Source organism: Erwinia sp. SLM-02 (assembly GCF_037450285.1).
Lineage (GTDB): Bacteria > Pseudomonadota > Gammaproteobacteria > Enterobacterales > Enterobacteriaceae > Erwinia.
Genome location: NZ_JAQISN010000005.1, coordinates 131,711 through 157,596, shown reverse-complemented (window position 1 = coordinate 157,596; position 25,886 = coordinate 131,711). Strand labels below are relative to the sequence as shown.

Below are 25,886 nucleotides of genomic sequence, written 5' to 3'. Positions count from 1 at the left end.
GCTCACCGGAAATGCAGCGTGAGCCAGATATTTATCCACAGATTCAGGGGATAATTCAGTGAGTAACTGTATTAAACCTGAGAAGAAACACTCGACAAAAGACCTTATCACATTGATAAAAATTGGTTTTTTAAGTTTTACAATCTCCCAGAGGCCGGAGATGACCGTGGCCGATTTTATCACCAATAATTCAGACAAATCCGGGAACCTTGCGTGACAATGTCACGTATTGCCTGCTGCGCGATGATGCATGGAGTAAAGGGCAATTTTTGCTATTCTGTCCGCGCAACTTTCCCGTCAGAAGCCTAACGAGTAAACCATGATGAAGGACAGAACAGATATGGCGCAGCCCCGTGAAGATGAAGCCAAAATTATCGGCGTGGTCAGCGATGAATTTACCAATCCCTACACCGTTACCCTGCTAAATGAGCTGACCCGCCAGCTGAATCAGCGCGGCTGCGTCACGCTGCTGCTGAACGTCAGCTCGCGCGACGGCCTGCAGGCCGCACTGAACGGCGCGGCACGGCTGCAACCCACCGCGCTGGTTTTCCTCTCGTCCCTGTCCAGCGACGAACTGCGCGTTACCGCCGACATTCTGCCGCAGGTTCCGGCAATTTACATCGGTACTGCCGCGCCGGACACGTCGGCAGACAGCATCCGCGTTGACGGCCACACCGCCGGGAAACAGGTCGCCCGCCTGCTGAGTTCACAGGGCTACACCCGCTTCGGCTATCTGCAGGCACAGGATTCTGCCCCGCTGCCGCAGCAGGCTGGCTACGGCGAAGGGCTGGCTGCGGCACATCACGCCGTCACAAAGGTGCTGACTGCCGGCGGCTTCGATCGTGAGCACGCATGGCGCGCTACGCTGGCCTACCTCAAGCAAACCTGGGCATCCGAGCGTATCGATGCCCTGTTCTGCGATAACGACGAGCTGGCATTTGGCGCCCTGCAGGCGGTGCGCGACTTTGGCGAGCGGGTACACGTTGGCGTGGTCGGTTCGGGCGACACCAGTGAAGCCCACTCCGCGACCTGGCATCTCACCAGCCTGTCACAGCGCAGCGATCTGCTGGTCGGCGAAGCACTCAGCCGCCTGCTGGATAACCAGAGCCGTTCAGAAGGTGACTGGCGTCACGGTGAACTGAAAGTCCGGCACTCTCACCTGAGTCGCGAAACCTTCAGCGAACCGTCCCAGTGCGGCTGCGCCAGCCGCCACTGATCCTGCCGCAACGGTGTCAGGATCCTTTTGCCTGTAAGCCAGCCCGCAATCGGTCGCGGGCTGGCTTTTTTTACTGGCGCTGAACGCGATCCTGACCAAAGATCTCTTAAACAACCACTGTAGTAAGAGGATCCTCTCCGGATATCCACTGTAGAGAGGAGTACGCTGAAATAACCACTGGAGAGAGCATTAACCACTGTAGAGAGTGATAACCACTGCAATGAGCAGATAACCACTGCGGTGAGAACGGTATCCACTGTGATGAGTATCTGATGAACGATGACGCGTATACAGGGTGTCACTGATGATGTTAGTGGTTACTGACATGCCACTGAGCAAGGCTTTACAGGTTAGTGGTCACCAGGGCGCGGCGAAATAACCACTGTAGAGAGCACCGCCACTCATTACAGTGGTTGCCTTACTCTCTACAGTGGTGGGTATCAGAAGGAGGGAGGAAGATCGCTCACTACAGTGGATAGTCAGTTGACAATCTTCTCACTACAGTGGTTATGACCGTCAGGTCTTGCGGCCCTTGCGAATTTTTTCCAGCAGCTCCAACTCTTCTCTGGACAGCATGACCATCTCCCCTTCCTTCTCGGTGGTGTCGGGGATGTCATCAAACTCGTCTTCGCCGATGTCAGGCAGGCTGAGCGGGATATCGGCCGGGCGCAGCTTCGGCCGCCTGTAGTGAATAACAAAGTACACCACCTTGCCGCGCTTCACTTCCGTGTAGTCGAGGTAGCCGATTTCTTTCAGCTGCTCCATCGCCTTACGCACCGTGGCATTCTGCGTGATGGTGCGCGAGGTCAGATTCAGCCTTGCCCGCAGACGGGCCATGGAGATCGGTGCGGGTGACGGCGGCAGGCTCTCAATAAACGTGTAAAGCGCCTGCGCGGACTCTTTGCGCGAAAGCTCGTTGATCGCCCTGAGCTGCAGCAGCACCTTTTTATCAAACTGGTAGAGCTCAAAGATCTTTGGATCCGCCTGCAGGGTCACCGAGTCATTTTTGGTGCTGTATTTTGCCGACTGAACCAGGTGAGTGACGTAGTACTCCCCTTCTTTACTGCTGAAGGCAATGGTATTGGTGGCAATACGGGTCAGAGACGCGTCCAGACGGCTTCTGAGCCGCGCAGAGGACCTTACCGAGGGAATGCCACAGAGTTTGGCAAAATCGATGAACGGCAGCGTGACGCTGTCTCCCAGCACCTTGTATTTGGCAAACGCGTGAATGATCCCCACCCAGGTCTTGAAGTCGTTATCCATATCCAGCCGGGCGCCGGTGATCTTTATATTCTCATACCCTTCCGATTTGACGATCGACAGCTGCTTTAACTCTTCCGTGACGTCCATGGTCGACATCTGGTTCTTACGGCCGCGTGCGGTAGACTTCAGCGTGGGAACAAACAGCCCCAGCCGCATCAGCGCTACGGGCTGCACGGTGTTATTGGTGTTAGGCGTGAGGTTGATAACTTCGCCGGTGCGTTTATCCGTTTCACTGAAAGCGTCGGCTATCATTTTGTTTTCTGGATCTTTATCCGGCATTTTTTACATTCCGTAAACTCACAGGCGAGGATCGCAATTACTGGTTACAGTGGATACTAACACTCACTATAGCGGATGTTCTACTGACTACAGAGGTTTTATTACTTGCCACAGTGGTTAGTTTACTCATCACAGTGGATAACAACCCCCTCCAGGAGCAGGCAGGGCGCGGCCTGAGCGCATGCAGGGATCTTTATGGTTCTTCTAAGGTTCTTTATGGATCTTGTTACTGGATCTAAGCAGTGGATAAATTTACGTTATTTCAGATCTGAAAAATGTGGATAAGATCCGGTAACGACAGATCCAGATTCAGTCGCTTAATTAACAACCCGCCACCGGCGCATTTCTGCGCGAAATCAGGTTATTCACCGCGTTTTTTACCCTCTCCTCACTACAGTGGTTTTGATCCACTCTCTTCAGCCGTTAACCGGCTCACTACAGCGGTTATTTTACTCCCTGTAGCGGTTGTTTTACTCTTCACAGTGGATAATGATCGGGTCTCAGCCCAGTCGGGGCAAGGCCTCTGGGGGTGCGGGGATCTTCTTGGATCTATTTATGATCTATTGAGGATCTAATTATTGGATCTGGCCTGTGAATAACGGGGAAAAAATGCACAATACCGGCGTGAACAGGGATAAAACGACGATCTTTTCTTTCAGTCATCCATTTAGAGATAAATGCCACCTTTATGTTGATAATTCTCTTCGTATGTAGGAATATTGATTTTAAGACGATAAGTTACATAAGTGGAGACATTGATGAATATGGATTCGCATCAGACTGAAAAAATCGCCCAGCGGGCAGGTAAAATGCTGACTTCTCTGACTGAACACATTCAGGCACAGAAAGAAGAAATGCGTGAGAACGAGTATTTTCAGGTCTACGCCAAAGCCGCACTGGCAAAACTGCCTAAACTGACTCGCGCCAACGTTGACTATGCCGTCAGTGAAATGGAAGAAAGCGGCTATGTTTTTGATAAACGTGCAGCGGGATCCTCAACCAAATACGCAATGACTATCCAGAATATTGTGGATATCTACCAGCACCGTGGCGTCCCTAAATACCGTGACCGGCATGCAGAAGCCCTGACCGTATTTGTCGGCAACCTGAAGGGCGGCGTATCTAAAACCGTCTCCACCGTATCACTGGCGCATGCCATGCGTGCCCACCCTCACCTGCTGTTTGAAGATCTGCGCATTCTGGTTATCGATCTCGATCCGCAGTCATCAGCCACCATGTTTCTTAACCACACAAGAGCTGTGGGTATTGTGGAAACGACCTCCGCGCAGGCGATGTTACAGAACGTCAGCCGCGAGGAGCTTCTGGAAGAATTTATCGTCAGTTCCGTGGTGCCGGGCGTAGATGTACTTCCTGCTTCAATCGACGATGCCTTTATTGCATCCGGCTGGGAAGGTTTGTGCAGTGAACATTTGCCAGGCCAGAATCCCCACGCCGTTCTGCGGGAAAACGTGATCGATAAATTAAAATCAGACTATGACTTTATTTTTGTCGACAGCGGACCGCATCTCGATGCGTTTCTGAAAAATGCCATCGCCGCGGCGGATCTGTTAATGACCCCCGTGCCTCCGGCACAGGTTGATTTTCATTCAACGCTAAAATACCTGACGCGCCTGCCAGAGCTGGTGAACATTATTGAGTCATCCGGCTGCGGTTGCCGTCTACTGGGCAATATTGGTTTTATGTCCAAACTGTCCAACAAACCGGATCACAAAGTCTGCCACAGTCTGGCAAAAGAAATTTTTGGTGGCGATATGCTGGACGTTGCCCTTCCCCGCCTGGACGGTTTTGAACGCTGCGGCGAATCCTTCGATACCGTCATTTCGGCCAACCCGGCGACCTACATTGGCAGCAGCGAGGCGTTAAAAAATGCCCGCGCCGCTGCAGAAGACTTTGCCAAAGCGGTCTTTGATCGTATTGAATTTATTCGCATTAACTGAGGTGCCTGATGAATATGAAACGGAATACTATCGGGCGCACCTTCAGTGCGCCGGTATTAAACAGCGAACCGCAGCCAGAACCGGTCAAACAGATCTTTACGCTGTCATCAGGCAAAAAAGCCGTTTTTACCCGCGTTACCGTCGCGGCAGCGGATGTTGCCAGCAAAACCTTTGTGGTTCAGGAAACCAACGGCCGTGACCAGGCCGCGCTGACGCCTGAATCCCTGGAAGGCATAACGCGCACGCTGCGGCTGCAGCAATTTTTCCCGGCGATTGGCGTGCGTAAAGGCGAGACGATTGAGATCCTCGACGGATCGCGCCGCCGTGCTTCCGCCATTCTGTGTAATGTTGGCCTGGACGTACTGGTCACTGACGTTCCCCTGACCGCTGCTGAAGCCCGGAATCTGGCGCAGGACATTCAGACCGCGCGTGAACACAACATTCGTGAAGTCGGCCTTCGTCTGCTGGCGCTGAAGGAAAGTGGACTGACGCAGAAAGAGATAGCCGAGGATGAAAATCTCTCGCAGGCGAAAGTGACCCGTGCTCTGCAGGCCGCCAGCGTTTCTGCCGAGCTGCTGTCAATTTTCCCGGTGCAGTCTGAGCTGACCTACGGCGATTATAAAAATCTGCTGGCCGCGGAAGAGATGTTGACCAGCATGGATATTTCCGTGCCGGAGCTGCTGGATAATATCGGCAGCGCGGTGGAAAGTATTCGTGCTCTGTCGTCGCTGGCGGAAGATGAAGTGAAGAATAAAATCATTGCGGAGATCAGGAAGGAAGCGGCCTTGCTGGTGATGACGCCGGAGAAGGATAAGGTTGTCACTACGCCGCTGTGGGACTTCAGCGATAAGAACCGCTACGCGCGCAAGAAAACGCGTGGGCGTACGTTCAGCTACGAGTTTAATCGCCTGCCAACCGACCTGCAGGGCGCAATCGACAGCGCTATCGCCGCGGTGCTGGCGAAGCATTTGAAGAGCTGATTTTTATTCTTCCCTGCATCGGTGGCTACAGCATTGACCAACGATGCAGGGGTTTTTAACTGATTTCCCTGCCATTGAATTTCACAACGTTCTCCCCCCTGATTTCATTATTAATTTACTGTTTTAAAAGGAATTTCATTTTGGATTTCACGGTGAAATCTCCATAATTTCACTGCCTCAAACCCTCAAACCCTCAAACCCTCAAACCCTCAAACCCTCAAACCCTCAAACCCTCAAACCCTCAAACCCTCAAACCCTCAAACCCTCAAACCCTCAAACCCTCAAACCCGCAAAGAACAAAGTTCGGGTATCAGATATCAGGCATAAGGTTTTAAATATTGAGCATTGAGCATTGAGCATTGAGCATTGAGCATTGAGCATTGAGCATTGAGCAGTAGGCAGTAGGCAGTAGGCAGTAGGCAGTAGGCAGTAGGCAGTAAGTATTGTGCGCAGATTTAACTATGAGTTCTATCGCGCACAAATCACCATAATTGCCTGATTGCCTGATTGCCTGATTGCCTGATTGCCTGATTGCCTGATTGCCTGATTGCTTGATTGCCTGACTGCCTGACTGCCTGACTGCCTGACTGCCTGACTGCCTGACTGCCTGACTGCCTGACTGCCTGACTGCCTGACTGCCTGACTGCCTGACTGCCTGAGTGAGTGAGTGAGTGAGTGAGTGCACGGCTCAACTCATCAAGTGACTCGACAAATCACAACAGTGTTATCACAGCCGATTAAAACCCCCTGCGCATGACTCAATCGTTACCTGCACAAACTCCCGGGAGCGAAAAAAAGTCTGACGTAAAAAAGAGTAGCGTGCATAAAAACTTGAGCTGGCTGAGTAATAATATTGAAGAACTGAAGAACTGAAGAACTGAAGAACTGAAGAACTGAAGAACTGAAGAACTGAAGAACTGAAGAACTGAAGAACTGAAGAACTGAAGAGCAGGAGGAATCAGGATTAGCGATCGCGGGTAAGGTGTTATGCCGGTGGAATATAAAAAAGAGAACCAGAAGTAGATTAAACCAACCGGAACTGCCTCCTGCCTGAGAGGTCGTCGTGGCTAAGCAGGGGGCAATATCCGGCTGGCTTTTAAGCGTTGAGAGTGCACAGTTCGTTCCAGTAGCTAAAGCGAATATGGCGCTTCAGTTCCCGGCTGATGTTAGACAGGTTCACGGGCTCTCCTCTGTTGATTAGCGTTTAGCACTGTCGCGACGCGGTCTGACAACCACGTCGGCAATCTGAGTATCTTCGGTGGCATTAACTACCAGACGCACCGCCGCCGCAACGGACTCCGGCGTGCTGTAAGCCAGGGGATCGATAGCAGCAAAATCACCGGCTCGCTCGCGGCTTTTGCGGTTCATCGGCGTGTCGGTGGGGCCAGGTGACACTGTCGCGACGCGCACGCCGTGTTCACTCTCTTCTGTGCGCAGGGCGTGGGCCAGCGCATTAAGCGCAAACTTGCTGGCCGAATACACGGCGTGCCCGGCAAGCGCCAGCGTGCCGGAACCTGAATTGATAAACACCACCTGGCCCTGCTCTTTCCGCAGCAAAGGCAGCGCAAGTCGGGTCAGTTCTGCGGGGGCAAAAAGATTGATGGCAAACTGCTTCTGCCACTGTTCGGGGGTGGCCTGCTCCACGCTCAGTCTTTCCGAAACTGCCGCAGAGTGGACCAGAACGGCAATGGTCGACAGCCGATCGGTAAAGGTTTTCAGCGCCTGATTATCGAGAAGGTCCAGCTCCACGGCTTCGACGTGATGGATTTGCCGTAGCTCAGCCAGCGCCTCAGCCGAGCGCCCGATAGCGTAAACCTGATGGTCGGTCGCCAGATCGCGTGCGATGGCCAGGCCGATGCCGCTGGTGGCTCCGGTGACAATCGCTACCGGGCGGGAAGATGCAGTCGTCATACTCACTCCTTGTCAGAAATGAGAGTGACGCTACCATCCGCCCCGGCTCAGAGCGAGAGACTTATTGTGCTTTGGATAGCCGCCACACGGGAATAACAATGCCCGCTCATCGCGCGCTGAAACCGGCGACCAGCGTGTCAATGGCCAGGCGTAAACGCTGGGGCATGGCGGCGGTTTTTAACCATACCGCAGAAACAGGCAGACCGGGAGCCTGCATCTCAGGAAGCAGTTCAGTCAGTTCTCCGTGACGGATATGCTCACCAACCAGCCACTGTGGCAGCTGGGCTATGCCGTATCCGTCCAGTACCGCACTGTAAACCGCGCCCAGCGTACTGAACCGCAGGCCGTCATGGGGCTGCCACCAGCAGGGTTTTCCGTCACTGCTTTCAAGTATCCATGACTGCGTTCGACCCTGCTCCGGCAGTGTGATATGCCGGTGCCCGGCCAGGTCTTCGAGCGATAAAGGGTTGCCGGCCGCCGCAAGATATTCCGGCGAGGCGCAAAGCTGCATCTGCTGTACGCCCAGCTGGCGGGAAGTGAGATCGCTGTGATGCCCCGGGCTGCCGATGCGCACGGCCAGATCGATTCCCGACTCCGCAAGGTCAATACGTCGGGTGGAAAAATGCATATCCAGCGTCAGGCCGGGCCAGCGGCGCGTGAGCGGCAGCAGCAGCGGCATCACCTGTTTTTCGCCAAACAGCGGCGGAGCGGCTATCCGCAGGCAGCCGGTGGGGACCGAAGCATGGGCGGTCAGTCGGTTTTCAGCCGCATCGAGATCGGCAAGAACGCGCAGACAGTCCTGATAAAACTGCAGCCCTTCGCTGGTTAACGACAGCGTACGGGTGGTGCGAAGAAAGAGCTTAACCTGCAATCGCGCTTCAAGCCGGGCTATTGCCTTGCCCACCGTTGAGCGCGACTGACCAAGCTGCTCGGCGGCCAGACTGAAACCGCCCGCCTGCGCGGCCTGCACAAATGCCCGAATGCCGCTGAGTCTGTCGCCGGGGATCATCGTTACCTCTGGGTTATGGACGACATCAATTCGTCAGTATGACGAATTATCAGCGCAGATGAAGAAAAAAATACGCGATAACCTTGTGCTGACCGATTTCGTAACTCAGGAACGCACGATGAATGTTTCGTTAAACAACACCCCCAAACAGCAGATCGCATTGATCGCCGGGATCTGCATTGCCAGCTTCGCCGGCTGTCTGGACTTCACCATTGTTAACACTGCCCTGCCGGCCATACAGCAGCATTTCCCAGCCGGGCTTGATGCCGTGCAGTGGGTGATGACGGTGTTTGTTATTGCGCTTTGCTGCTGCATGGTGATGGCCACGCGACTGGCCGATCGCTACGGCAGGCGCGAAGTGCTGTACGGCGGCATGCTGCTTTTTACACTGGCATCGCTGGGCGCCGGGCTGGCGGCCAGTCTGCCGATGCTGGTTATCAGCCGGTTAATACAGGGGGCCGGCTGCGCGGTACTGTACACCGCGACGGCGGCGATACTGGTTGAGTCGATAGCGGAATCACAGCGCGGGCGGGCACTGGGTCTGCTGTTTGCCGCTAATGGATTCGGTCTGACGCTGGGCCCGGTCGCGGGCGGCGTGCTGGTGGAACTGCTGGGGTGGCGTGCGGTATTCCTGATTAACGTTCCGCTGATGGTATTGAGCTACTTTTGCTGCCGGGGAAAAATCGCGGTGCAGCGCAACGCGGCTCGTCTGCGCATCGATTATCCGGGATGGCTGCTGCTGATCGGCGGCCTGGTTCCCCTTCTGCTGCTGTCGGTCTACATCGGCCGCTGGGGGTTAAGCAGTCCGGCCTCTCTGCTGCTGCTGGCAATCTCTCTGATATCGCTGCTGCTGTTTATCCGCTATGAACGCCGAACCCCCAGTCCGCTGATCCAGCTTAGCGTGCTGGGTAACCGACTTTTCCGCCGCGCATGCGGGCTCTCCATCCTGCTGGCGGTGTTCTACTGTTCAGCCTTTCTGCTGATGCCGTTTAAGCTGCTGGCACTTTATTCGCTGAGTGCGGCTCTGCTGGGCGTGATGCTGCTGCCGGTGACGCTGGTTATGGCGCTGGTGTCGCCGCTGGCAGGAAAGGTAAGCGACCGCGTCGGCCCGTGGCCGGTACTGACGGCGGGGTTTGTGATGCTGGCACTCTCGGCGGCTTTGCAGAGCCAGTTTTCTTCACCACCATCGCTGCTGCTGACCGTCGCGGCTTTTGTCCTGATGGGCGCGGGCTGGGGGGCAATCCTCGGGCCATCGGTGGCTGCGGCGCTGGGGGCGTTGCCGCATGAGATGCACGGTCAGGGAATTGGAATTTCCTGGACGTTGCACAATCTCGGGGGGGCGCTGGGTCTGACGATGGCAACACAGATTTATCAGCAGTCGGGCGCGGAAACGGGCTATGGCTGGGTAATGGGGATTTTAACGCTGTTGTCACTGTTGGGGGCGGGGCTGGGGTATCTGTCTTGGCGCAGCACCCGTCGTACGCTGAAGGGTGCTGTCACCGCTGAGGAGTAGAGGCTCAGCCTGAGATTGTTTTAGCCGCGAAACGCTTACGCAGTTTTTGCAGCTTAGGGGGGATCACGGCCAGGCAGTAACGGTTTTCCTGGCCTTCACCGGCCCAGTAGTCCTGATGATAGTCCTCAGCCGGATACCAGGTCGCATCCTCTTCGATAGTCGTGACCACCGGGTCGCTGTGATCGGCCTGGGCGCGAACGATTGCCGCGCGAGCTTCCTCTTCCTGTGCGGTACTGGCCGGGAAGATCGCTGAACGGTACTGCGTGCCGATATCGTTACCCTGGCGGTTCAGCTGGGTGGGATCGTGAGTGGCAAAGCTGATATCCAGCAGATCGCCATAGCCGATCTTCTGCGGGTCAAAACCAATACGAATGGCTTCGGCATGGCCGGTATCTCCGTTGCAAACCTGGCGGTAGGTTGGGTCGACCGTATGCCCACCAATGTAGCCACTCTGGATGGACTCAACGCCCGCGATCTGTTTAAACACGGCTTCGGTACACCAGAAACAGCCGCCTGCGATGGTTGCGTATTCAGTTGCCATTATTTTACTCCTTCAGGGAAAACCCCGTTTATCAGCCTTTCTATATAAGAGCAGCCAGGGTCATTTACAAGTCCGGGGACACGCTTTTTTCGCTCAGCCTCGCCGACTGGGGGAATATCTCCAGCTGCAGATGCAGTGCCTGACAGGCGCGCAGCAGGGTATCGATATGGCATACCCCGGTTTTTTCCAGCCGGGAAATCGCCGACTGGGTAGTGCCACAGATCTCGGCCAGATGCTGCTGGTTGATACCCTGCGCACTGCGAACACTGCGGATAACAATGCCAAAGTCGGCTGGCGTTCTGACTTTCATTCGCGCTCATCCTGCTGTGGGTGAAAACACATTATAGCAGTGATGCGATAAAGCGAATTTATAGCAGTACCGCTATATAGAATGAATAAATGTGAAAAGATAGCCATTACGGGCTTTCTGCTTAGTTCATTTAGGAATGGGTTATAACGGTTGGTTATTGGCTGCGGTGCGGTGAAGCAAAGAAAATGGAGCTAATTTATAACATATTGATTTATGTCAATACAGTGTTAAAAAAGGTGTATTTTGAATAACTCACTGACCGTACTGCTGGCCGAAACGCTTCTCTCCCGTCATCCCGGAGACGCGGAGCGGCAAAATGCCCGTGAAGGCGCGAAGGATTATTTTGCCTGCCTGTTTCCGGTGCTGTACGGCAGCGTGGTCGACAGCGGGCTGGAGCCGGTGATCCGCGTCTTCCCCGCGCTGCATTCCAGGGAAAACCTTGCGCTGCAGCTGGGCTACCTCAGCCATGCGCTGGATTTCGACGACTATCATCCGACCTTTCGCGGCCATCCAACCACCGTCGTGCTCTCCGCGCTGCTGGCGCTGAGTAAGGCCTCGCCGACGGTGAGCATTGATGCCTTCCTGGATGCCTATGTGGTGGGTGTGGAGCTGGCGGGCAGGCTGGGTAAAGCCATCGGTACCCGCCACTACAGCGCCGGATTCCACAGCACGGCCACCCTCGGCACGATTGCCGCCGCCGGTGCCGCCTGTCGCCTGCTGAATCTCAGCGTCCACACCACGCAGGTAGCCCTCGGGCTGGCCGCAACCCAGGCCTCCGGTCTGCGCAGTCAGTTTGGCTCGGCGGCGAAGCCGCTGCACGCCGGGCTGTCGGCGCGCAGCGCGGTGAACAGCGTGCAGCTGGCAAAGGCCGGTTTTGGCGGTCAGCCGGATGGCGTGCTGGAAAGCTTCCTGCAGATCCTCGGCTTTGATGCCGCGCAGCCGGAACAGCTGCTGGCGGGCTGGGGTAACCCGTGGCGTATTGTCGCGCCGGGCCTGGAATTTAAACGCTACCCGACCTGCGGCGGCACGCACAGCGCCGCCGAGGCCGCCTTCGTGCTGCGTCAGCAGCTGGAGGAAAGAGGGCAGGGCGGTAATGTTCAGGCCATCGACCGTATTGAGGTCAGCTTCCCCCCGGGTGCCGATACCGCGCCGAATATCATTGCGCCGAAGAACGGCGTGGAGGCGCGCTTCAGCCTGGAGTACGTCATCGCCGATGCGCTGATCAATGGGTCGGTGGCGCTGGAAAACTACACCGAAGCCCCGGTCAAAGCCGATATCGCCGAACTGGCCGCGCGGGTCAGCCGCCATCCGGACCCGACGGCCCCGGCCGATGAGCTGGACCCCGATCGCCGTTTCCATCACGTGACGCTGTTCCTGCACGATGGCAGCCAGCTCAGCCACCGCGTCACCCGGCAGGAAACCGCCGCCGCCTTTACCGACGTGGAGGCAAAACTCCGCAACAGTCTCAGCGCGCTGCCTGCGCTTCTGGCGCAGGGCGTGTTTAACGATGCACAGCTTGGCAGCGACGCTGCGCTGCATCGTCTCATTTCATTGCTCAGCAAATAACGAATAAGGGTTTCTCATGACCGTAGAAAAATCACCGTCACGCCAGCTGCGCCTCGGCCTGTTTGTGCAGGCCCTGGGTCATCATGTCGGTGGCTGGCGCGCAGAAGGCGCTCAGGGTTCACCGACCGACGTCGACTGGTTCACCTGGATCGCCAAAAAGGGCGAAGAAGGCCGTTTTGACATGTTCTTCGTCGGCGATGCGCTGGCCACCAGCGTTCACCGCCTGCCGTCCACCATGTCGCGCCTGGAGCCGCTGACGCTGCTTTCCGCCCTGGCGGTGCAGACCAAGCACATCGGCCTGGCGGCGACCGCCTCCACCACCTTCGATGAGCCGTTCCACCTTGCGCGCGCGCTGTCCTCCGTCGACCATATCAGCCGTGGACGCGGGGCGTGGAACGTGGTGACCTCGTTCTCCACCGATGCGGCGCGTAACTTCAGCCGCACCGATCTGCCTTCACACGCCGAGCGTTACGACATCGCCCGCGAATTCCTCGACGTCACCTTCAAGCTGTGGAACGGCTGGGAAGAGGGCGCTATCGTGCGCGAGAAGGCGTCCGGCCGCTACTCCGATGAAGCGAAAATTCATGCCGCGAACCACAAAGGCAAATACTTCCAGGTGCAGGGCCCGCTGAACATCGCCCGTTCACCGCAGGGCCGCCCGGTGATCATTGAAGCCGGTTCATCCCCTGCCGGGCAGAAGCTGGCGGCGGAAACCGCCGAAGTGGTGTTTACCGCGGCGGCATCGCTGGAAGAGGGCCAGGCCTTCTACCGCAGCCAGAAGCAGTTCGTCCGCGAAGCCGGTCGTCACCCGGATCACCTGCTGATCCTGCCGGGCGTGATGCCGATCGTGGGCCGCACCCGCGAGGAAGCGCAGGAAACCTGGAACCAGCTGAACGAACTGGTGGATATCGATAACGGTATCGAACAGCTGTCGGCCCGTTTCGGCGTGGATATGACCGCCTATCCGCTGGACGGCCCGGTGCCGGAAATTGGCGGCACTGAAGGCGGGCAGAGCCGCGTTAAGCTGCTGACCGAACTTGCCGCACGTGAAAACCTGACCCTGCGCCAGCTGGCTGCGGTGGCGGCCGGTTCGCGCGGCCACCGCGTGATTGTCGGTACCGCATCTGACATCGCCGACGACTTCCAGCAGTGGCTGGAGCAGGAAGGGGCCGACGGCTTCAACATCATGCCTGCCGTGCTGCCAAACCAGCTGGAGCTGTTCGTGGAGCTGGTGGTGCCTGAACTCCAGCGCCGCGGCCTGTTCCGTACCGAATATCAGTTCAGCACCCTGCGTGAAAACCTCGGCCTGCCGTCGCCGGAAGAAAATTTTGCCGCCGTGCCCGCACTGGCGACTGAGAAGGAATAATCCATGATAAAAACAGTACTGACCGCCGCCGTTCTGAGCCTGTTCCCACTGACTTCTGCGCTGGCCGCAGACCAGGACGTGGCCTTCAGCAGCAGCGTCAAGCCAAAAGCGGATGCTGCCCTGCACGCCACGCTGCCCGCCGACATTCTGAAAAAAGGTTTTATCGTGGCGGGCACCAACCCGAATACGCCGCCGACCACCTTCTATCAGGCGGATAATAAAACCCTCGCCGGGCGCGAAATCGACATCGTCAGCGCGGTGGCCGACCGTCTGGGCGTCGCGGTTCACTGGCGCGATACCGGCGGCTTTGACAACATCATTCCCGGCCTGAAATCCGGCCGCTACGATCTGGCCGCGTCCAATATCGACGCCAATAAAAAGCGCCTGCAGCAGGTGGATTTCGTCGGCTATTATAACGCCTCCAAGCTGGCGCTGATCTCCCGTAAGGATGCCGAACTGGGGCCGTTTAACACCTTCCCTGAGCTGTGCGGTAAGACCGTCGGTGCCGGTGCGGGCACCTCGCAGGTGACGCGCCTGCAGCAGGCCAGCGACGCCTGTAAAGCCGACGGTAAGCCGGAAATCACCATTCCGATCTTCCCGGATCGCCCTGCGGGCGTGCAGGCGGTGATTAGCGGCCGCGTGCCGATGTTCTTTGGCCCGTATGAAGGCCTGCGCTATCAGGCCAGCCACGTGAAAGCACTGGCGCTGGCGGGCGAGATCACCATTGAAGACACCATCGTGTCGATTGCCCTGCCAAAAGCATCGCCGCTGGAAAAACCGGTTCAGGCGGCACTGAACTCGCTGATCGCCGACGGCACCTATCAGCAGATCCTCGATAAGTGGGAAATCGGTTTTGGCGCGGTGAAAAGCGCTGGTCTGAATGAAGAGATTGCCAAATGAGTCTGCGGCCTGACGAAGACGGCGCAGGCCTGCGGATAGTCGGGCATCGTCACTACGGGCGCTGGTTCAGCGCCCTGATCGTACTGCTGCTGGTGGCGCTGATGGGATCGTCGGTGGTCAGCAACCCCCGCTTCGAGTGGGACGTGGTGGCGGAAAACCTGACGGAAGCGTCGATTATCAGCGGCGTGCTGATGACCATCAAGCTGACGGTGATCTCGGTGCTGTTTGGTTTTGCGGGCGGCACGATTCTGGCGCTGATGCGCCTCTCTGCCAACCCGGTACTGGCGTGGGTGAGCTGGGTGTATACCTGGTTTTTCCGCGCGGTGCCGATGCTGGTACAGCTGTTCCTGTGGTACAACATCGCCGCGCTCTATCCGAAGCTGTCGCTCTCGCTGCCGTTTGTCGGCGAGGTGTGGACCGCCACCACTAACGAGATCATCAGCCCGTTCAGCGCGGCGGTGATTGCGCTGGTGATGCACCAGTCGGCCTACGCGGCGGAGATCATCCGTGCCGGCATTCAGAGCGTGAATCCGGGCCAGCTGGAGGCGGCAAAGGCGCTGGGCTACCGTCCGGGGCAGATTTTCCGCCAGACGGTGCTGCCGCAGGCGATGCGTACCATTCTGCCGCCCGCCGGGAATGAAGTGATCGGTCAGCTGAAAACCACCGCCGTGGTGTCGGTGATTGCCCTGCAGGACGTGCTCTACTCAGCGCAGATTATCTATCAGCGCACCTACGAGGTGATCCCGCTGCTGCTGGTGGCCACCGGCTGGTACCTGCTGATGACCTCGGTGCTGTCCGTCGGACAGTATTATGTCGAAGCCTGGTTCAGCCGTGGCAACGCGCCGGTGAAACGCAGCTGGTTCCGCCGTGCGGCCAGTGTTGAGGAGCATCAGTCATGAGTGAACCGATCAGACTGCGCGGCATCCGCAAACAGTTTTCCGGCAGGACGGTGCTGCACGATATCAATCTGGATATCGCCGCAGGTTCGGTGACGGTGATCCTCGGGCCGTCCGGCTCGGGGAAATCGACGCTGCTGCGCTGCATCAATCATCTGGAAAAACTCGATGCCGGCACCATCCACGTCGGCGAGGCGCTGGTCGGCTACCGCCGTAAAGGCCAGCATCTGGTTGAGCTGGCGGAGCATCAGGTGGCCCTGCAGCGTCAGAGCATCGGCATGGTGTTTCAGCAGTTCAACCTGTTCCCGCACCGTACCGTGCTGCAGAACGTGATGGACGCACCGCTGCGTATCCGCAAGGAGAAGCGCCAGGTGGTGGAAGCGCGTGCGCTGAAGCTGCTCGATCAGGTGGGCCTGGCGCATCGCGTCAGCGCCTGGCCGCGTGAGCTGTCCGGCGGCCAGCAGCAGCGCGTGGCGATTGCCCGCGCGCTGGCGATGGAGCCGGGCGTGATGCTGTTTGATGAACCTACCTCGGCGCTGGATCCGGAGCTGGTCGGTGAAGTGCTGCAGGTGATGAAGCAGCTGGCGCATTCGGGCATCACCATGGTGGTGGTCACCCATGAGATCGGCTTTGCCCGCGAAGTGGCGGACAACATCGTGTTTATGGATAACGGCGCGATTGTGGAAAGCGGCGATGCCCGCACGCTGCTGGACAGTCCGCAGCATCCGCGCCTGCGTGAGTTCCTGGCCAGCGTACTGTAGTTTTTTCTGCCCGTCAGGGCAGGGGAGGGGCGTAACCGTCGCAGCAAGCGTATGACGGTTACGCCGTTCGCAGATTTTACAGCAGTTCGTAGTCGTTAAACTCCAGCGGCGTTTCACCGCCGTTGGTGAGTTCCACCTGGCCCGCCCCGGTGAGGAACGCATCACCGCGGTGTACCCAGATCTCCTTCACGCGATTCGGTTTACCCGGCTCCGCCAGCAGTAACCGCCCTTCGGTAAAGAACACTCTCACGCCCGGCCCGTGCTGTTCGTACGCCGGTGCCACTTCCCCCGGCTGCAGCCGGACCTTCCAGCCCTTCACCGTTTTTTCATCCAGTACCGGATGGAACAGCGGACTGGCCGGACGCGTAGCCCCGCCAAAGTTCTGCGGGCCGTTCTGTTTAATCTCAAATGACACCTGATGATTGAGGGTGTTGTCGGTATTGCTGACCTTATCCTCATCCGACTTGCCCTGATGCGGACCGAACTTCACGTCGCCGGTCTTCATCCAGTGATCTTTGGCCGGATGATCCGGGTACGAGATATTCACCATGCTGCCGCTGACGTGGGTGTTCACGTAGTCCAGATGCTGTTCGTGAAACTCGGTGGACTGGCCCGGGCGGATCATCACCCGCATCACGGTGACGTACTGGTTTTCCATAATCACGTGATGCAGCGGTTCCAGATCGGTGGCGATGGCTTTTTCCGCCGCGGAGGCGGCCGGAATGGCACTCAGAACCAGACCGCCGACAAACAGCGCCTCAATCAGGGTTTTCATTTTAAACGTCATCATAACTCCTTACAGGGGGTAATAAGACCCGATGGCATCACTCAACCAGGGTAACCCAGTTAGCGCCTTTGCCGGTCGGGTAGCGGCCAAGCAGCGTCAGCGCGCCGGTGGACGGGGTGATGGCATACAGCGACAGCTGCTCCGATTTCTGCCCGGACTCAATCAGGAAACGGCCGCTGTTATCAATGGCAAAGCCGCGCGGCTGGGCTTCGGTTTTGATGCTTTGCAGCCGGGTGAGATGGCCATCAATGGCATCGACCGAGAACGAGGTCAGGGTACTGCTGGTGCGCTCGGTCGAATAAAGGAAGCGTCCATCCGGGGTCAGATGGATATCGGCCTGCCAGATGCGCGGCTTGTGCGACGGCGGCAGATCGTCATCGCCGGTCAGCGGCCGGGCTTCGCCGCGCTGCATATCCTCATCCGGTGAGATGGACGACACATCCTCGTGGGCCGTGGCGCGGCCCGCGTCGTCCAGGGTGACGCGGGTGATATTGCCCGCCATCTCGTTCAGGATGTACATATTGCGCTGGCCCTGCCTGTCGCGCCGGGGCGCGATGACAAAGTGACGCGGTCCGGTGGCCGCCTCGTGCTGAATATTAATAAACGGCGGATCGAGCGGCGTGACCTTCCCGGTTGCGCCGTCAAAACGGTACTGCAACAGCTGATCGGTGCCGAGCTGGGTGACGTAGAGATGGCGGTTTTCCGCATCCACCTGCACCGCATGGGCGCGCTTGCCGGTGTGCACTATCTGCACCGGCTTCTCCACCACGCTGCCCGCGCTGTCGATGGTGTTGATGCTGAACAGATCGCCGCCGAATGAGGCGCTGAGCAGGTAGTGCCCCTGCCTGTCGGTAGACAGATAAGCCATGCTTTCCGGCAGCGGCGTTTCGCTGGCTTTTTGCAGCGTGCCGTCGGGCTGGATGCTGTAAGCCACCACGCGATAGGGTTTGCTGCGCACCGAGACGTACAGCATTTTCTTATCCGGCGAGACGACGGACGACATCGCTTTCTCCCCCGCGGGGAAGGTGCCTGTTGGTTCGAGCGCCGGTTTGTTTTTATCCAGCGTATAGCCGGTGACCGTGCCGCTCCCGGCGTTGGACACATAGACCAGGCTCTGCGCCTGAGCGCTGGCTGCGGCGCAGGAGAAGGCCAACAGCATGGCTGCATACAAAGGTTTGTTCATCGGGGTTCCTTGCCAGTATTTGTAGGGTACAGCTCAGGAGTTACCAGCGGGTGCTGAACACCTCGCACAGCTCCGCGACCGCCGCCTGGCTCAATGGCTCTGGCTTGTCAGCGGACAGCAGCCACAGGCGGGCGGTCTCTTCCAGCTCTTCCAGCGCGGCGGTGGCGGTGGCCACGCTTTTACCCCAGATAACCGGTCCGAGGCGCTCCAGCATCACGCCGCGCACCTCCAGCGCCAGGCGGGCCACCTGTTCGGCCACGTCCGAGGCACCGGGGCGCTGGTAGCGAATGAGCGGGATACGGCCCACTTTCATCACCTGATAGGGGGTGATCGGCGGCAGAATGCTGTCCTGCTGCCAGACGCCCGCCAGGGTCAGCCCCACCAGATGGGTGGAGTGGGTATGCACTACCGCGCCGGCTTCGCCGTTGCGGTCATAAACCTGGCGGTGCAGCTGCAGGGTTTTTGACGGTTTATCCCCGGAAACCCATTCACCGCTGGTGCTGACCTTGGCAATTTTCGCCGGGTCAAGGCGACCGAGGCAGGCATCCGTGGGCGTAATCAGCCAGCCGTCGTCCAGGCGGGCGCTGATATTGCCGGCGGTACCGACGGTGTAGCCGCGCTGAAACAGGTTGGCACCGGCCCAGCAGATTTCTTCACGAAGTTGGTTTTCATTGCTCATGGTTATTCCCTGAAAAATTGATTAACGGTCGGTCGTCAGCGGTTTACCCAGCTGGGCGTCGGTTTTCAGAACCAGCGGTTCCACTTTCCCCATGATGAACAGGAAGTTGAATGCGCCGAACAGGCAGATACCACCGGCAACCAGCAGCGGGATCACAAAGGAGCCGTGGCTCAGCGTCAGCATCAGGCCGGTAAACGATGCGGTGACAATCCCCGCCAGATTTCCGGCGAAGTTCTGGATGCCGCCCAGCGTGCCCACGTAGCCGGAAGAGGGGGCGACATCGGCCGGTAACGTCCAGATATTGGCAGCGGTAAAGGCCAGACCGGCATAGGTCAGCGAGAACAGCACCAGGATCACCGTAATGCTGTCGGTGAAGGCGGCGAAGGCGATGACCGAGGAGAGCAGCATCCCGGCGATCAGGCAGGTTTTACGTGCGGTGGTCAGCGAGAAGCCCTTGCGGTACAGCCAGTCGGAACAGATGCCGCCGAGCAGACTGCCGGGGATACCCATCAGCGCCGGAATCGCCCCCAGGGTACCCAGCTCCTTCAGCGAGAAGCCGTGCGCGATGGTCAGGTAGGTCGGGAACCAGGTCACGAAGAAATAGGTGGCAAAGTTCATGCAGAAGAAGCCAATCATCATGCCCCAGACGGTGCGGTAGCGGAACAGCGCTTTAATGCTGACTTTCTCGCTTTTATCCACCACGTGTACGCTGCGGTCTTCCAGCAGATTCTGGCGCTCCTGCTCGTTCAGTCCCTTCATATCCTCCGGCTCGCGGTAGAAGGCCAGCCAGACAACCATCCAGATCAGACCAATCGCGCCGGTGACGATAAACGACGTTTCCCAGTTCCAGGTGCTGATAAGCCAGGCCACCAGCGGCAGGGCGATGGCGCTACCGGCACGCGGGCCTGCGTCAAAGATGCCGCTGGCGGTGGCGCGTTCTTTTTTGGCAAACCACGAGTAGACCACTTTTGCGCAGCCCGGGTAGCCGCCGGACTCACCGACGCCCAGCAGCAGACGTGCGCCAAACAGCGAGCCAAAGCCGCGGCCGAAGGCGGTAATCACGGTAAACATCGACCACCAGCCCACGGCGATAGCCAGCCCGGCACGGGCACCCAGCCGGTCAATCAGACGCCCGGCCGGGATCTGCATCAGGGCATAGGTCCAGAAGAAGGCACCGAGGATCAGGCCCATACTGGTATCATCCAGCCCGAGATCGGCTTTGATGTGCGGTGCGGCGATGGCCAGGTTAATGCGGTCTATGTAGTTGATGGCGATAGCAAAAAAGCAAAATGTTATCATCAGCCAACGGATTTTTGGGTATCTACGCATGGTGAATTCCTTTATTATCTTGATGTTATTTAACCTGGCGTGCGCACGCGGGTAAGTCGTTTTTTACAGATTAATTGTTATCGTCTGGTGATAAAATCCCGGCATCTGATAACATGTCGTTAAAAGTAAGCGATTACAAAATACAGTCAAGCCAAAAGTAAGCGCTTTCAAAATGAATCGTCAGTTGTCTGCAAATTTTGTGGACGAGGTCACTAATTTCAGTCTGGAGTTCCAACATGTCCGATAAGTCCCTTCTGCCTGGCCGCGTGTCGCTGGAAGATGTCGCAAAGCGATCCGGCGTATCGACCGCAACCGTCTCCCGCGTGCTGAACGGCAGCACCACGGTCAAAGCGGCGCGGCGCGAGGCGGTAGAGCGCGCCTGCGAGGAGCTGGGATATGTGATCAATCGGGCGGCGCGCACCCTGGCCTCGCGCCGCAGCATGACCATCGGTGCCGTGGTGCCCACCCTGGCAACGGAAACCTTCTCGCGGCCGCTGGCCACCTTCCAGCAGAAAATTCACCAGTCGGGCTACACGCTGCTGCTGGCCAACTCTGATTTCGACCCGGATACCGAGCTGAAAGAGGTCAATAAGCTGGTGGAGTACGGCATTGACGCGCTGATGCTGGTGGGTAACTCACATCATCCCCGCCTGTGGGAGCGCATTGAGCAGCAGAATATCCCCTGTATCCAGACCTTCTCGGTGGACCAGCGTTACCCCAGCGTCGGTTACGATAACGAACAGGCGGCGGGGGAGCTGACTGCGCACCTGCTGGGGCTGGGGCATCAGCGTTTTGCGGTGATTGTCGGTACGCCACCGTCGAACGACCGCGTTTCCGATCGTATCAGCGGCACGCGTCAGGCGCTGGCAAAAGCCGGGCTGGAGCTGGCGGAGGAGAATCTGGTGAACAGCGCGTTCACCATGAACGATGCGCGGCAGGCGATGTTCCGCCTGCTGGACGGCCCGACGCCGCCGACGGCGGTGATCTGCGGGAATGACCTGCTGGCTTTCGGCGCGATGCGCGGGGCGGCGGAGCGCTATCTGCGCATTCCGAACGATATTTCGATCACCGGATTTAACGACTACGAGTATTCAGAGCATCTGGAGCACCCGCTGACCACCATGCGCGTGGAGCTGGACCGCATCGGTGAGCATGCGGCCGATTATCTGCTGGCCGCGCTGAACGGCGAAGAGGCCCCGCGCCAGACGCTGCTGAAGCCGGAACTGATCGTGCGCAGCAGCACCGGCTCGGCCCCGCGCCGGCCGCGCTAAGCTACTCCCGCCAGCTTAACCCCGAGGCCTCGAAGATACGGCGGGCCTCGGCGGAGCGCAGAAAGGCCAGCAGCCGCGCGGCGTCTTCACGGCGCTCTGCCTCACTGAAAATCCCGGCGGAGAAAGAAAGCGTCTTCTCTGCTCCGGGCGGCAGCGGGCCGATAATCGCGATCCCCTCTACGGTCAGCAGTTCGCTGATCTGCTGCACGGCGATATCCGCCTTGCCCTCCACCAGCAGACTGGCGGTAAAGCCCTCGGGGATGGTGGTGGCGCGCCGGTTAACCTCGTCGGCAATGCCCAAATTCTCCAGCAGCTGCCGGAAGTAGATGCCGCTGGCCCCGGCCAGCGAGTAGCCGACGGAGCGCGCATTCAGCAGCGCCGCTTTCAGCGCCGCCACGCTACTGATATCCGGCTTTGGCGCGCCGGGCAGGGCAGCGAGGCCAATTTGCGAATCCACCAGTTCGATACGGCTTTCCGCAGGCACATAGCGTTCGGTAATCAGTCTGTCCATTGCCTCGACGGTGACAATCACCGCATCGGCGCGCTGCCCGGCGGCAATGTTTTTCTCAATCACCACCGTCGGCCCCCAGGTAATATCCAGCGCAATATGCGGATAGCGCTGCTGCCAAAGCGGCAGCAGCCGGTCAACGGCGGCGCGGATCGCCAGCACGCTGAACACGCGCAGCGTTGTTTTTTCGGTCATGGTCTGAATCCTGGTTATCACAGTTTGCGCAGGTAGGTGTCGTCCAGCTCGCCCGGAGTACGAACGCCCAGCAGTGCCAGATCGCGGTCGATTTCATCACGCAGGATGCCCATCGCGTGCTCGACGCCCGCCTGGCCGGCAACCACCGTAGCGTAGAGGAACGGGCGACCGAGGAACACAAAGTCGGCCCCCAGCGCCATCGCTTTCATCACGTCGGTGCCGCGCCGGATACCGCTGTCGATAATCACCTTCATGTCGCCTTTCGCCGCCGCAATCTCCGCCAGCGTATACAGCGGCGGAATGGTGTGGTCCAGCTGACGCCCACCGTGGTTAGACAGGATCACCGCATCGGCCCCGAGATCGCGGGCGATAAAGGCATCCTGCGGCGACATCAGCCCCTTAATCACCAGGTTACCGCGCCATTTTTTGCGAATGGCTTCGACGTTTTTCCAGCACAGTTTGTCGCGGGCGTTGGTGTTGCGCACCTTGCTGGACATCATCGGCGGGCCGCGTTCGGCATCGGTATTTTCAAAATGCGGCGCGCCGTGGCGCAGGAAGGTCTGTGCCACGGTGCCCAGCAGCCAGCGCGGGTTCATCGCGCTTTCAAACGCCACCTTCGGGGTGATTTTGATCGGCATACTGAAGCCGCTGCGGGTGTTGTGCTCACGGTTGCCGAGCATCGGCGTATCGCCGGTCACCACCAGCGTCTGATACCCGGCGGCCTCCACGCGGTCCACCAGCCGGTCAATGCGCGGCTGGTCACCGGCCAGATAGGCCTGGAACCACGCGTCCGGGTTAGCGGCGTGAACGTCTTCCAGCTTTACCAGTGAAGAGGCGCTGAGGATCATCGGCACGTTCATGCTGCGTGCGGCGCGGGCCAGGGCGATATCGGCCTGATAGGCCACGAAGGACGCGCCGCCCAGCGGGGCCACGCCGAACGGATGCTGATAGCGGTGGCCAAACAGATTCACCGACTGATCGCGGCCGGAAACGTCGCGGAACATGCGGGGAATAAATTTATAGCGCTGATAGGCATCAAAATTTCCGGCAATACCCTGACCGGTTTCCACGCCGCCCGCCACGTACTGATAAATCATGTTTGGCAGACGGCGGCGGGCGTGGCGTTCAAAGTCATCCAGCGCCAGCAGATCGCGAAACTGGCGCGGCAGTTTTTTTGCCACGGACGGGCTGACCGCCGCACTGAGCGGAGCCGCAGTGGTCGGGAGAGATGAGGAATTTGCAGGCGTTGTCATAGGGCGTTCTCACTGTCCATTTTTAGCGTGGTTGCCGGGCCAGGTGGCAGAGCAACCTGTTGCATCGGGCATTAATTTTTGTAAGCGCTTTCAATTTTGCTGTCTTACACATAAAATTTCAACACCGTACGAGCGATGCCAACCTGTTTTTATGTGACCGGCATCACTTTACAGAAACAATTGTAAGCCCTTACATTAAGCCTGTGCCCGACAGACTGGAGTTGAAATGACATCGCGAATTGTTTTACTGCATGCCACCCCGGTGGCCATGGAGCCGATCCACACCGCTTTCGCCGAAATCTGGCCGCAGGCGGAAACCATTAACCTGCTGGACGATGGCCTGTCCGTTGACCGAGCCCGCAGCCCGGAACTCACCGAAGCGATGATCGCCCGCTTTGTTCGCCTCGGCGAATACGCGGCGGATATGCAGGCCGACGGCATTCTGGTCACCTGCTCGGCGTTTGGCCCGGCGATCGACCGGCTGGCGGCAGCGCTGAGTATCCCGGTGCTGCGCCCGAACGAGGCGATGTTCCGCCAGGCCATCGCCCGGGGCAGCCATATCGGCATGCTGGCCACCTTTGGCCCGGCGGTGGAAACCATGACCGCTGAATTTGACGAGTACGTGGCGCGCACCGGATCGAGCGCGCGGCTGACCACCGTGCTGGTGCCGGAGGCCATTGACCTGCTGAAAAAAGGCGACGCGCAGAGCCACAACCGGCTGGTCGCTGAGCGGGCAGGTGAGCTGGCACACTGTGATGTGATTATGCTGGCGCACTTTTCCACTTCACGCGCCGCCGCCGCCGTTCGCGAGCAGGTAACCATTCCGGTGCTGACCGCACCGCACGCCGCCGCCAGCCTGATGAAAACCAGCGTAACCGGCACAGAGAAGGAGTAAATAATGCTGATTGGAGTGATTGCCGATGATTTCACCGGCGCCAGTGATATCGCCGTGACGCTGTCGAAAGGGCTGGAAGGGGAAGGCGGGCTGCGCACCACGCAGTACCTCGGCGTGCCGTCCGTTCAGGCCGATGCCCCGGTCGAGGCGGGCGTTATCGCACTGAAAAGCCGTTCGCTGCCGGTGGAAGAGGCGGTGGCGCAGTCGCTGGCCGCCTGCCGCTGGCTGCAGGCACAGGGCTGCCAGCAGATTATTTTTAAATACTGCTCCACCTTCGATTCCACCGACGAGGGCAATATCGGGCCGGTGACCGACGCGCTGGCGGCGCACCTGGAAGCGCAGAGCGTGGTGATGTGCCCGGCGTTTCCGGCGATGGGGCGCACGCTGTATCAGGGGCATCTGTTTGTCCATGATAAACCGCTGAACGAATCCGGCATGCAGCACCATCCGCTGACGCCGATGACCGATGCCGATCTGCGCCGTGTGCTGGCGCGCCAGTCGAAAAACCGCGTGCGGCATATTGCGTGGCAAACGGTCAGCGCGGGCAGCCGGGCGGTGCAGGAAGCCCTGGCGGCGCAGGCAGAAGAGGGCAGGGTGCTGGTGATTGTCGACGCCGTCAGCAATGAGGATCTCACCACTATCGGCAACGCCTGCCGGGGAGCGGCGCTGGTGACCGGCGGTTCGGGCATTGCGCGCGCGCTGCCGCACAACTTTATTGCCGAAGGGCGGGCGCAGGGGCAGCGTGCCGGTGTGCAACAAATTGCCGGAGCAGAAGCGATCCTCGTCGGCAGCTGTTCCGGGGCCACGCGCGGGCAGATCGCCGAGCATGAAAAGCAGCATCCGGTGCTGATGATTGAGGTGAAAGAGGTGCTGAGCGGCGCAACGGGACCGCAGCAGCTGGTGGACTTTATTCAGGCGCATCAGGGCCAGGCGCCGCTGGTTTACTCCTCCGGCGATCCGGAAACCGTGCGCCAGCTGCAGCAGGAATACGGCCGTGAAAAGATTGCTCAGGCGCTGGATACGCTGTTTGGCCAGACGGCGCGTCAGCTGGTGGCCGAAGGCGTGCGGCGTCTGGTGGTGGGCGGCGGAGAAACCTCCGGGGCGGTGGTCAGCGCGCTGGATCTGGATGCCCTGACCATCGGGCAGGAGATCGATACCGGCGTTCCGGCCATGGTATCCGGCGGAGAGCGGCCGATCGCCCTGGCATTGAAATCAGGCAACTTCGGCGGCAGGGACTTTTTCGCCCGGGCGCTGAAAATGCTGTAACGCAGAAAAACCGGGCGCGGGCCACGGTACCGCGTCCGCACTGACTTATAT

General features: G+C 58.7%; 23 protein-coding genes. 12 read left to right on the top strand and 11 right to left on the bottom strand.

Features of this window, described 5'->3' with window-relative positions:
- Positions 1-319 precede the first annotated feature (319 nt).
- Positions 320-1,216 carry a substrate-binding domain-containing protein gene (locus PGH32_RS21880; protein ID WP_337895121.1) on the top strand — a complete coding sequence of 299 codons (897 nt, stop codon included), beginning with the start codon at positions 320-322 and terminating at the stop codon, positions 1,214-1,216.
- A 516-nt stretch (positions 1,217-1,732) separates the two neighbouring features.
- Here PGH32_RS21880 and PGH32_RS21875 read toward each other — a convergent pair.
- The gene (locus tag PGH32_RS21875) at positions 1,733-2,758 is read right to left on the bottom strand and encodes a RepB family plasmid replication initiator protein (protein ID WP_314418901.1); all 1,026 of its coding nucleotides are present in this window, start codon (positions 2,756-2,758) and stop codon (positions 1,733-1,735) included.
- Positions 2,759-3,522: 764 nt separating this feature from the next.
- Between PGH32_RS21875 and PGH32_RS21870 the strand changes: the two genes are divergently transcribed.
- A complete protein-coding gene (locus tag PGH32_RS21870; protein ID WP_314419505.1) occupies positions 3,523-4,716 on the top strand; it encodes an AAA family ATPase in 1,194 nt (397 codons plus the stop codon).
- Between the two features lie 8 nt (positions 4,717-4,724).
- On the top strand, positions 4,725-5,696 hold the full coding sequence (locus PGH32_RS21865) for a ParB family protein (protein ID WP_337895120.1): 972 nt from the start codon (positions 4,725-4,727) through the stop codon (positions 5,694-5,696).
- Positions 5,697-6,893: 1,197 nt separating this feature from the next.
- Here PGH32_RS21865 and PGH32_RS21860 read toward each other — a convergent pair.
- Together PGH32_RS21860 and PGH32_RS21855 are read right to left on the bottom strand one after the other, a co-directional pair.
- The gene (locus PGH32_RS21860; protein WP_314419503.1) at positions 6,894-7,607 is read right to left on the bottom strand and encodes an SDR family oxidoreductase; all 714 of its coding nucleotides are present in this window, start codon (positions 7,605-7,607) and stop codon (positions 6,894-6,896) included.
- A gap of 106 nt (positions 7,608-7,713) precedes the next feature.
- The gene (locus tag PGH32_RS21855; RefSeq protein ID WP_314419502.1) at positions 7,714-8,616 is read right to left on the bottom strand and encodes a LysR family transcriptional regulator; all 903 of its coding nucleotides are present in this window, start codon (positions 8,614-8,616) and stop codon (positions 7,714-7,716) included.
- A gap of 118 nt (positions 8,617-8,734) precedes the next feature.
- Here PGH32_RS21855 and PGH32_RS21850 point away from each other — a divergent pair, with 118 nt between their 5' ends.
- Positions 8,735-10,129, top strand: coding sequence for an MFS transporter (locus PGH32_RS21850; protein ID WP_337895119.1), 1,395 nt, complete (start codon positions 8,735-8,737; stop codon positions 10,127-10,129).
- Positions 10,130-10,133: 4 nt separating this feature from the next.
- Here the strand turns inward: PGH32_RS21850 and msrA are convergent, their stop codons facing one another.
- Both msrA and PGH32_RS21840 read right to left on the bottom strand, forming a co-directional pair.
- Positions 10,134-10,670, bottom strand: coding sequence for a peptide-methionine (S)-S-oxide reductase MsrA (msrA, locus tag PGH32_RS21845; RefSeq protein ID WP_337895118.1), 537 nt, complete (start codon positions 10,668-10,670; stop codon positions 10,134-10,136).
- A 64-nt stretch (positions 10,671-10,734) separates the two neighbouring features.
- Entirely contained in the window at positions 10,735-10,980 is a 246-nt protein-coding gene (locus PGH32_RS21840; protein ID WP_123333771.1) for a helix-turn-helix domain-containing protein, read from the bottom strand.
- A gap of 243 nt (positions 10,981-11,223) precedes the next feature.
- Between PGH32_RS21840 and PGH32_RS21835 the strand changes: the two genes are divergently transcribed.
- Genes PGH32_RS21835 through PGH32_RS21815 form a run of 5 tightly spaced genes read left to right on the top strand, consistent with a single transcriptional unit; the run spans position 11,224 to position 16,469 of the window.
- Entirely contained in the window at positions 11,224-12,546 is a 1,323-nt protein-coding gene (locus tag PGH32_RS21835; RefSeq protein WP_443112819.1) for an MmgE/PrpD family protein, read from the top strand.
- Between the two features lie 16 nt (positions 12,547-12,562).
- Positions 12,563-13,912 carry an LLM class flavin-dependent oxidoreductase gene (locus PGH32_RS21830; RefSeq protein ID WP_314419496.1) on the top strand — a complete coding sequence of 450 codons (1,350 nt, stop codon included), beginning with the start codon at positions 12,563-12,565 and terminating at the stop codon, positions 13,910-13,912.
- Between the two features lie 3 nt (positions 13,913-13,915).
- The gene (locus tag PGH32_RS21825) at positions 13,916-14,812 is read left to right on the top strand and encodes an ABC transporter substrate-binding protein (protein ID WP_337895117.1); all 897 of its coding nucleotides are present in this window, start codon (positions 13,916-13,918) and stop codon (positions 14,810-14,812) included.
- Positions 14,809-15,711 carry an amino acid ABC transporter permease gene (locus PGH32_RS21820; RefSeq protein ID WP_123333775.1) on the top strand — a complete coding sequence of 301 codons (903 nt, stop codon included), beginning with the start codon at positions 14,809-14,811 and terminating at the stop codon, positions 15,709-15,711. The genes PGH32_RS21825 and PGH32_RS21820 overlap by 4 nt, the downstream gene beginning before the upstream one ends.
- On the top strand, positions 15,708-16,469 hold the full coding sequence (locus tag PGH32_RS21815; protein ID WP_314419490.1) for an amino acid ABC transporter ATP-binding protein: 762 nt from the start codon (positions 15,708-15,710) through the stop codon (positions 16,467-16,469). Before PGH32_RS21820 ends, PGH32_RS21815 begins: the two co-directional genes overlap by 4 nt.
- A gap of 76 nt (positions 16,470-16,545) precedes the next feature.
- Here the strand turns inward: PGH32_RS21815 and PGH32_RS21810 are convergent, their stop codons facing one another.
- The 4 genes from PGH32_RS21810 to PGH32_RS21795 are packed head-to-tail and all read right to left on the bottom strand — an operon-like array spanning position 16,546 to position 20,447.
- Positions 16,546-17,259, bottom strand: coding sequence for a hypothetical protein (locus tag PGH32_RS21810; RefSeq protein ID WP_337895116.1), 714 nt, complete (start codon positions 17,257-17,259; stop codon positions 16,546-16,548).
- 34 nt (positions 17,260-17,293) lie between these two features.
- The gene (locus PGH32_RS21805) at positions 17,294-18,439 is read right to left on the bottom strand and encodes a lactonase family protein (RefSeq protein ID WP_337895115.1); all 1,146 of its coding nucleotides are present in this window, start codon (positions 18,437-18,439) and stop codon (positions 17,294-17,296) included.
- A gap of 40 nt (positions 18,440-18,479) precedes the next feature.
- Complete coding sequence (gene otnC / locus PGH32_RS21800) at positions 18,480-19,118, bottom strand: 3-oxo-tetronate 4-phosphate decarboxylase (protein ID WP_337895114.1); 639 nt, start codon at positions 19,116-19,118, stop codon at positions 18,480-18,482.
- A gap of 21 nt (positions 19,119-19,139) precedes the next feature.
- On the bottom strand, positions 19,140-20,447 hold the full coding sequence (locus PGH32_RS21795; protein ID WP_337895113.1) for an MFS transporter: 1,308 nt from the start codon (positions 20,445-20,447) through the stop codon (positions 19,140-19,142).
- Between the two features lie 236 nt (positions 20,448-20,683).
- Between PGH32_RS21795 and PGH32_RS21790 the strand changes: the two genes are divergently transcribed.
- Positions 20,684-21,718: a LacI family DNA-binding transcriptional regulator gene (locus PGH32_RS21790; protein WP_337895112.1), complete on the top strand. Its 1,035-nt coding sequence runs from the start codon at positions 20,684-20,686 to the stop codon at positions 21,716-21,718.
- 1 nt (position 21,719) lies between these two features.
- Here the strand turns inward: PGH32_RS21790 and PGH32_RS21785 are convergent, their stop codons facing one another.
- On the bottom strand, positions 21,720-22,421 hold the full coding sequence (locus PGH32_RS21785; RefSeq protein WP_337895111.1) for a molybdate ABC transporter substrate-binding protein: 702 nt from the start codon (positions 22,419-22,421) through the stop codon (positions 21,720-21,722).
- Positions 22,422-22,438: 17 nt separating this feature from the next.
- The gene (locus tag PGH32_RS21780) at positions 22,439-23,674 is read right to left on the bottom strand and encodes an alpha-hydroxy acid oxidase (RefSeq protein WP_337895110.1); all 1,236 of its coding nucleotides are present in this window, start codon (positions 23,672-23,674) and stop codon (positions 22,439-22,441) included.
- A gap of 226 nt (positions 23,675-23,900) precedes the next feature.
- Between PGH32_RS21780 and PGH32_RS21775 the strand changes: the two genes are divergently transcribed.
- Positions 23,901-24,569: an aspartate/glutamate racemase family protein gene (locus PGH32_RS21775; RefSeq protein WP_337895109.1), complete on the top strand. Its 669-nt coding sequence runs from the start codon at positions 23,901-23,903 to the stop codon at positions 24,567-24,569.
- A gap of 3 nt (positions 24,570-24,572) precedes the next feature.
- Positions 24,573-25,835 carry a 3-oxo-tetronate kinase gene (gene otnK, locus PGH32_RS21770; protein ID WP_337895108.1) on the top strand — a complete coding sequence of 421 codons (1,263 nt, stop codon included), beginning with the start codon at positions 24,573-24,575 and terminating at the stop codon, positions 25,833-25,835.
- Positions 25,836-25,886: the final 51 nt, after the last annotated feature.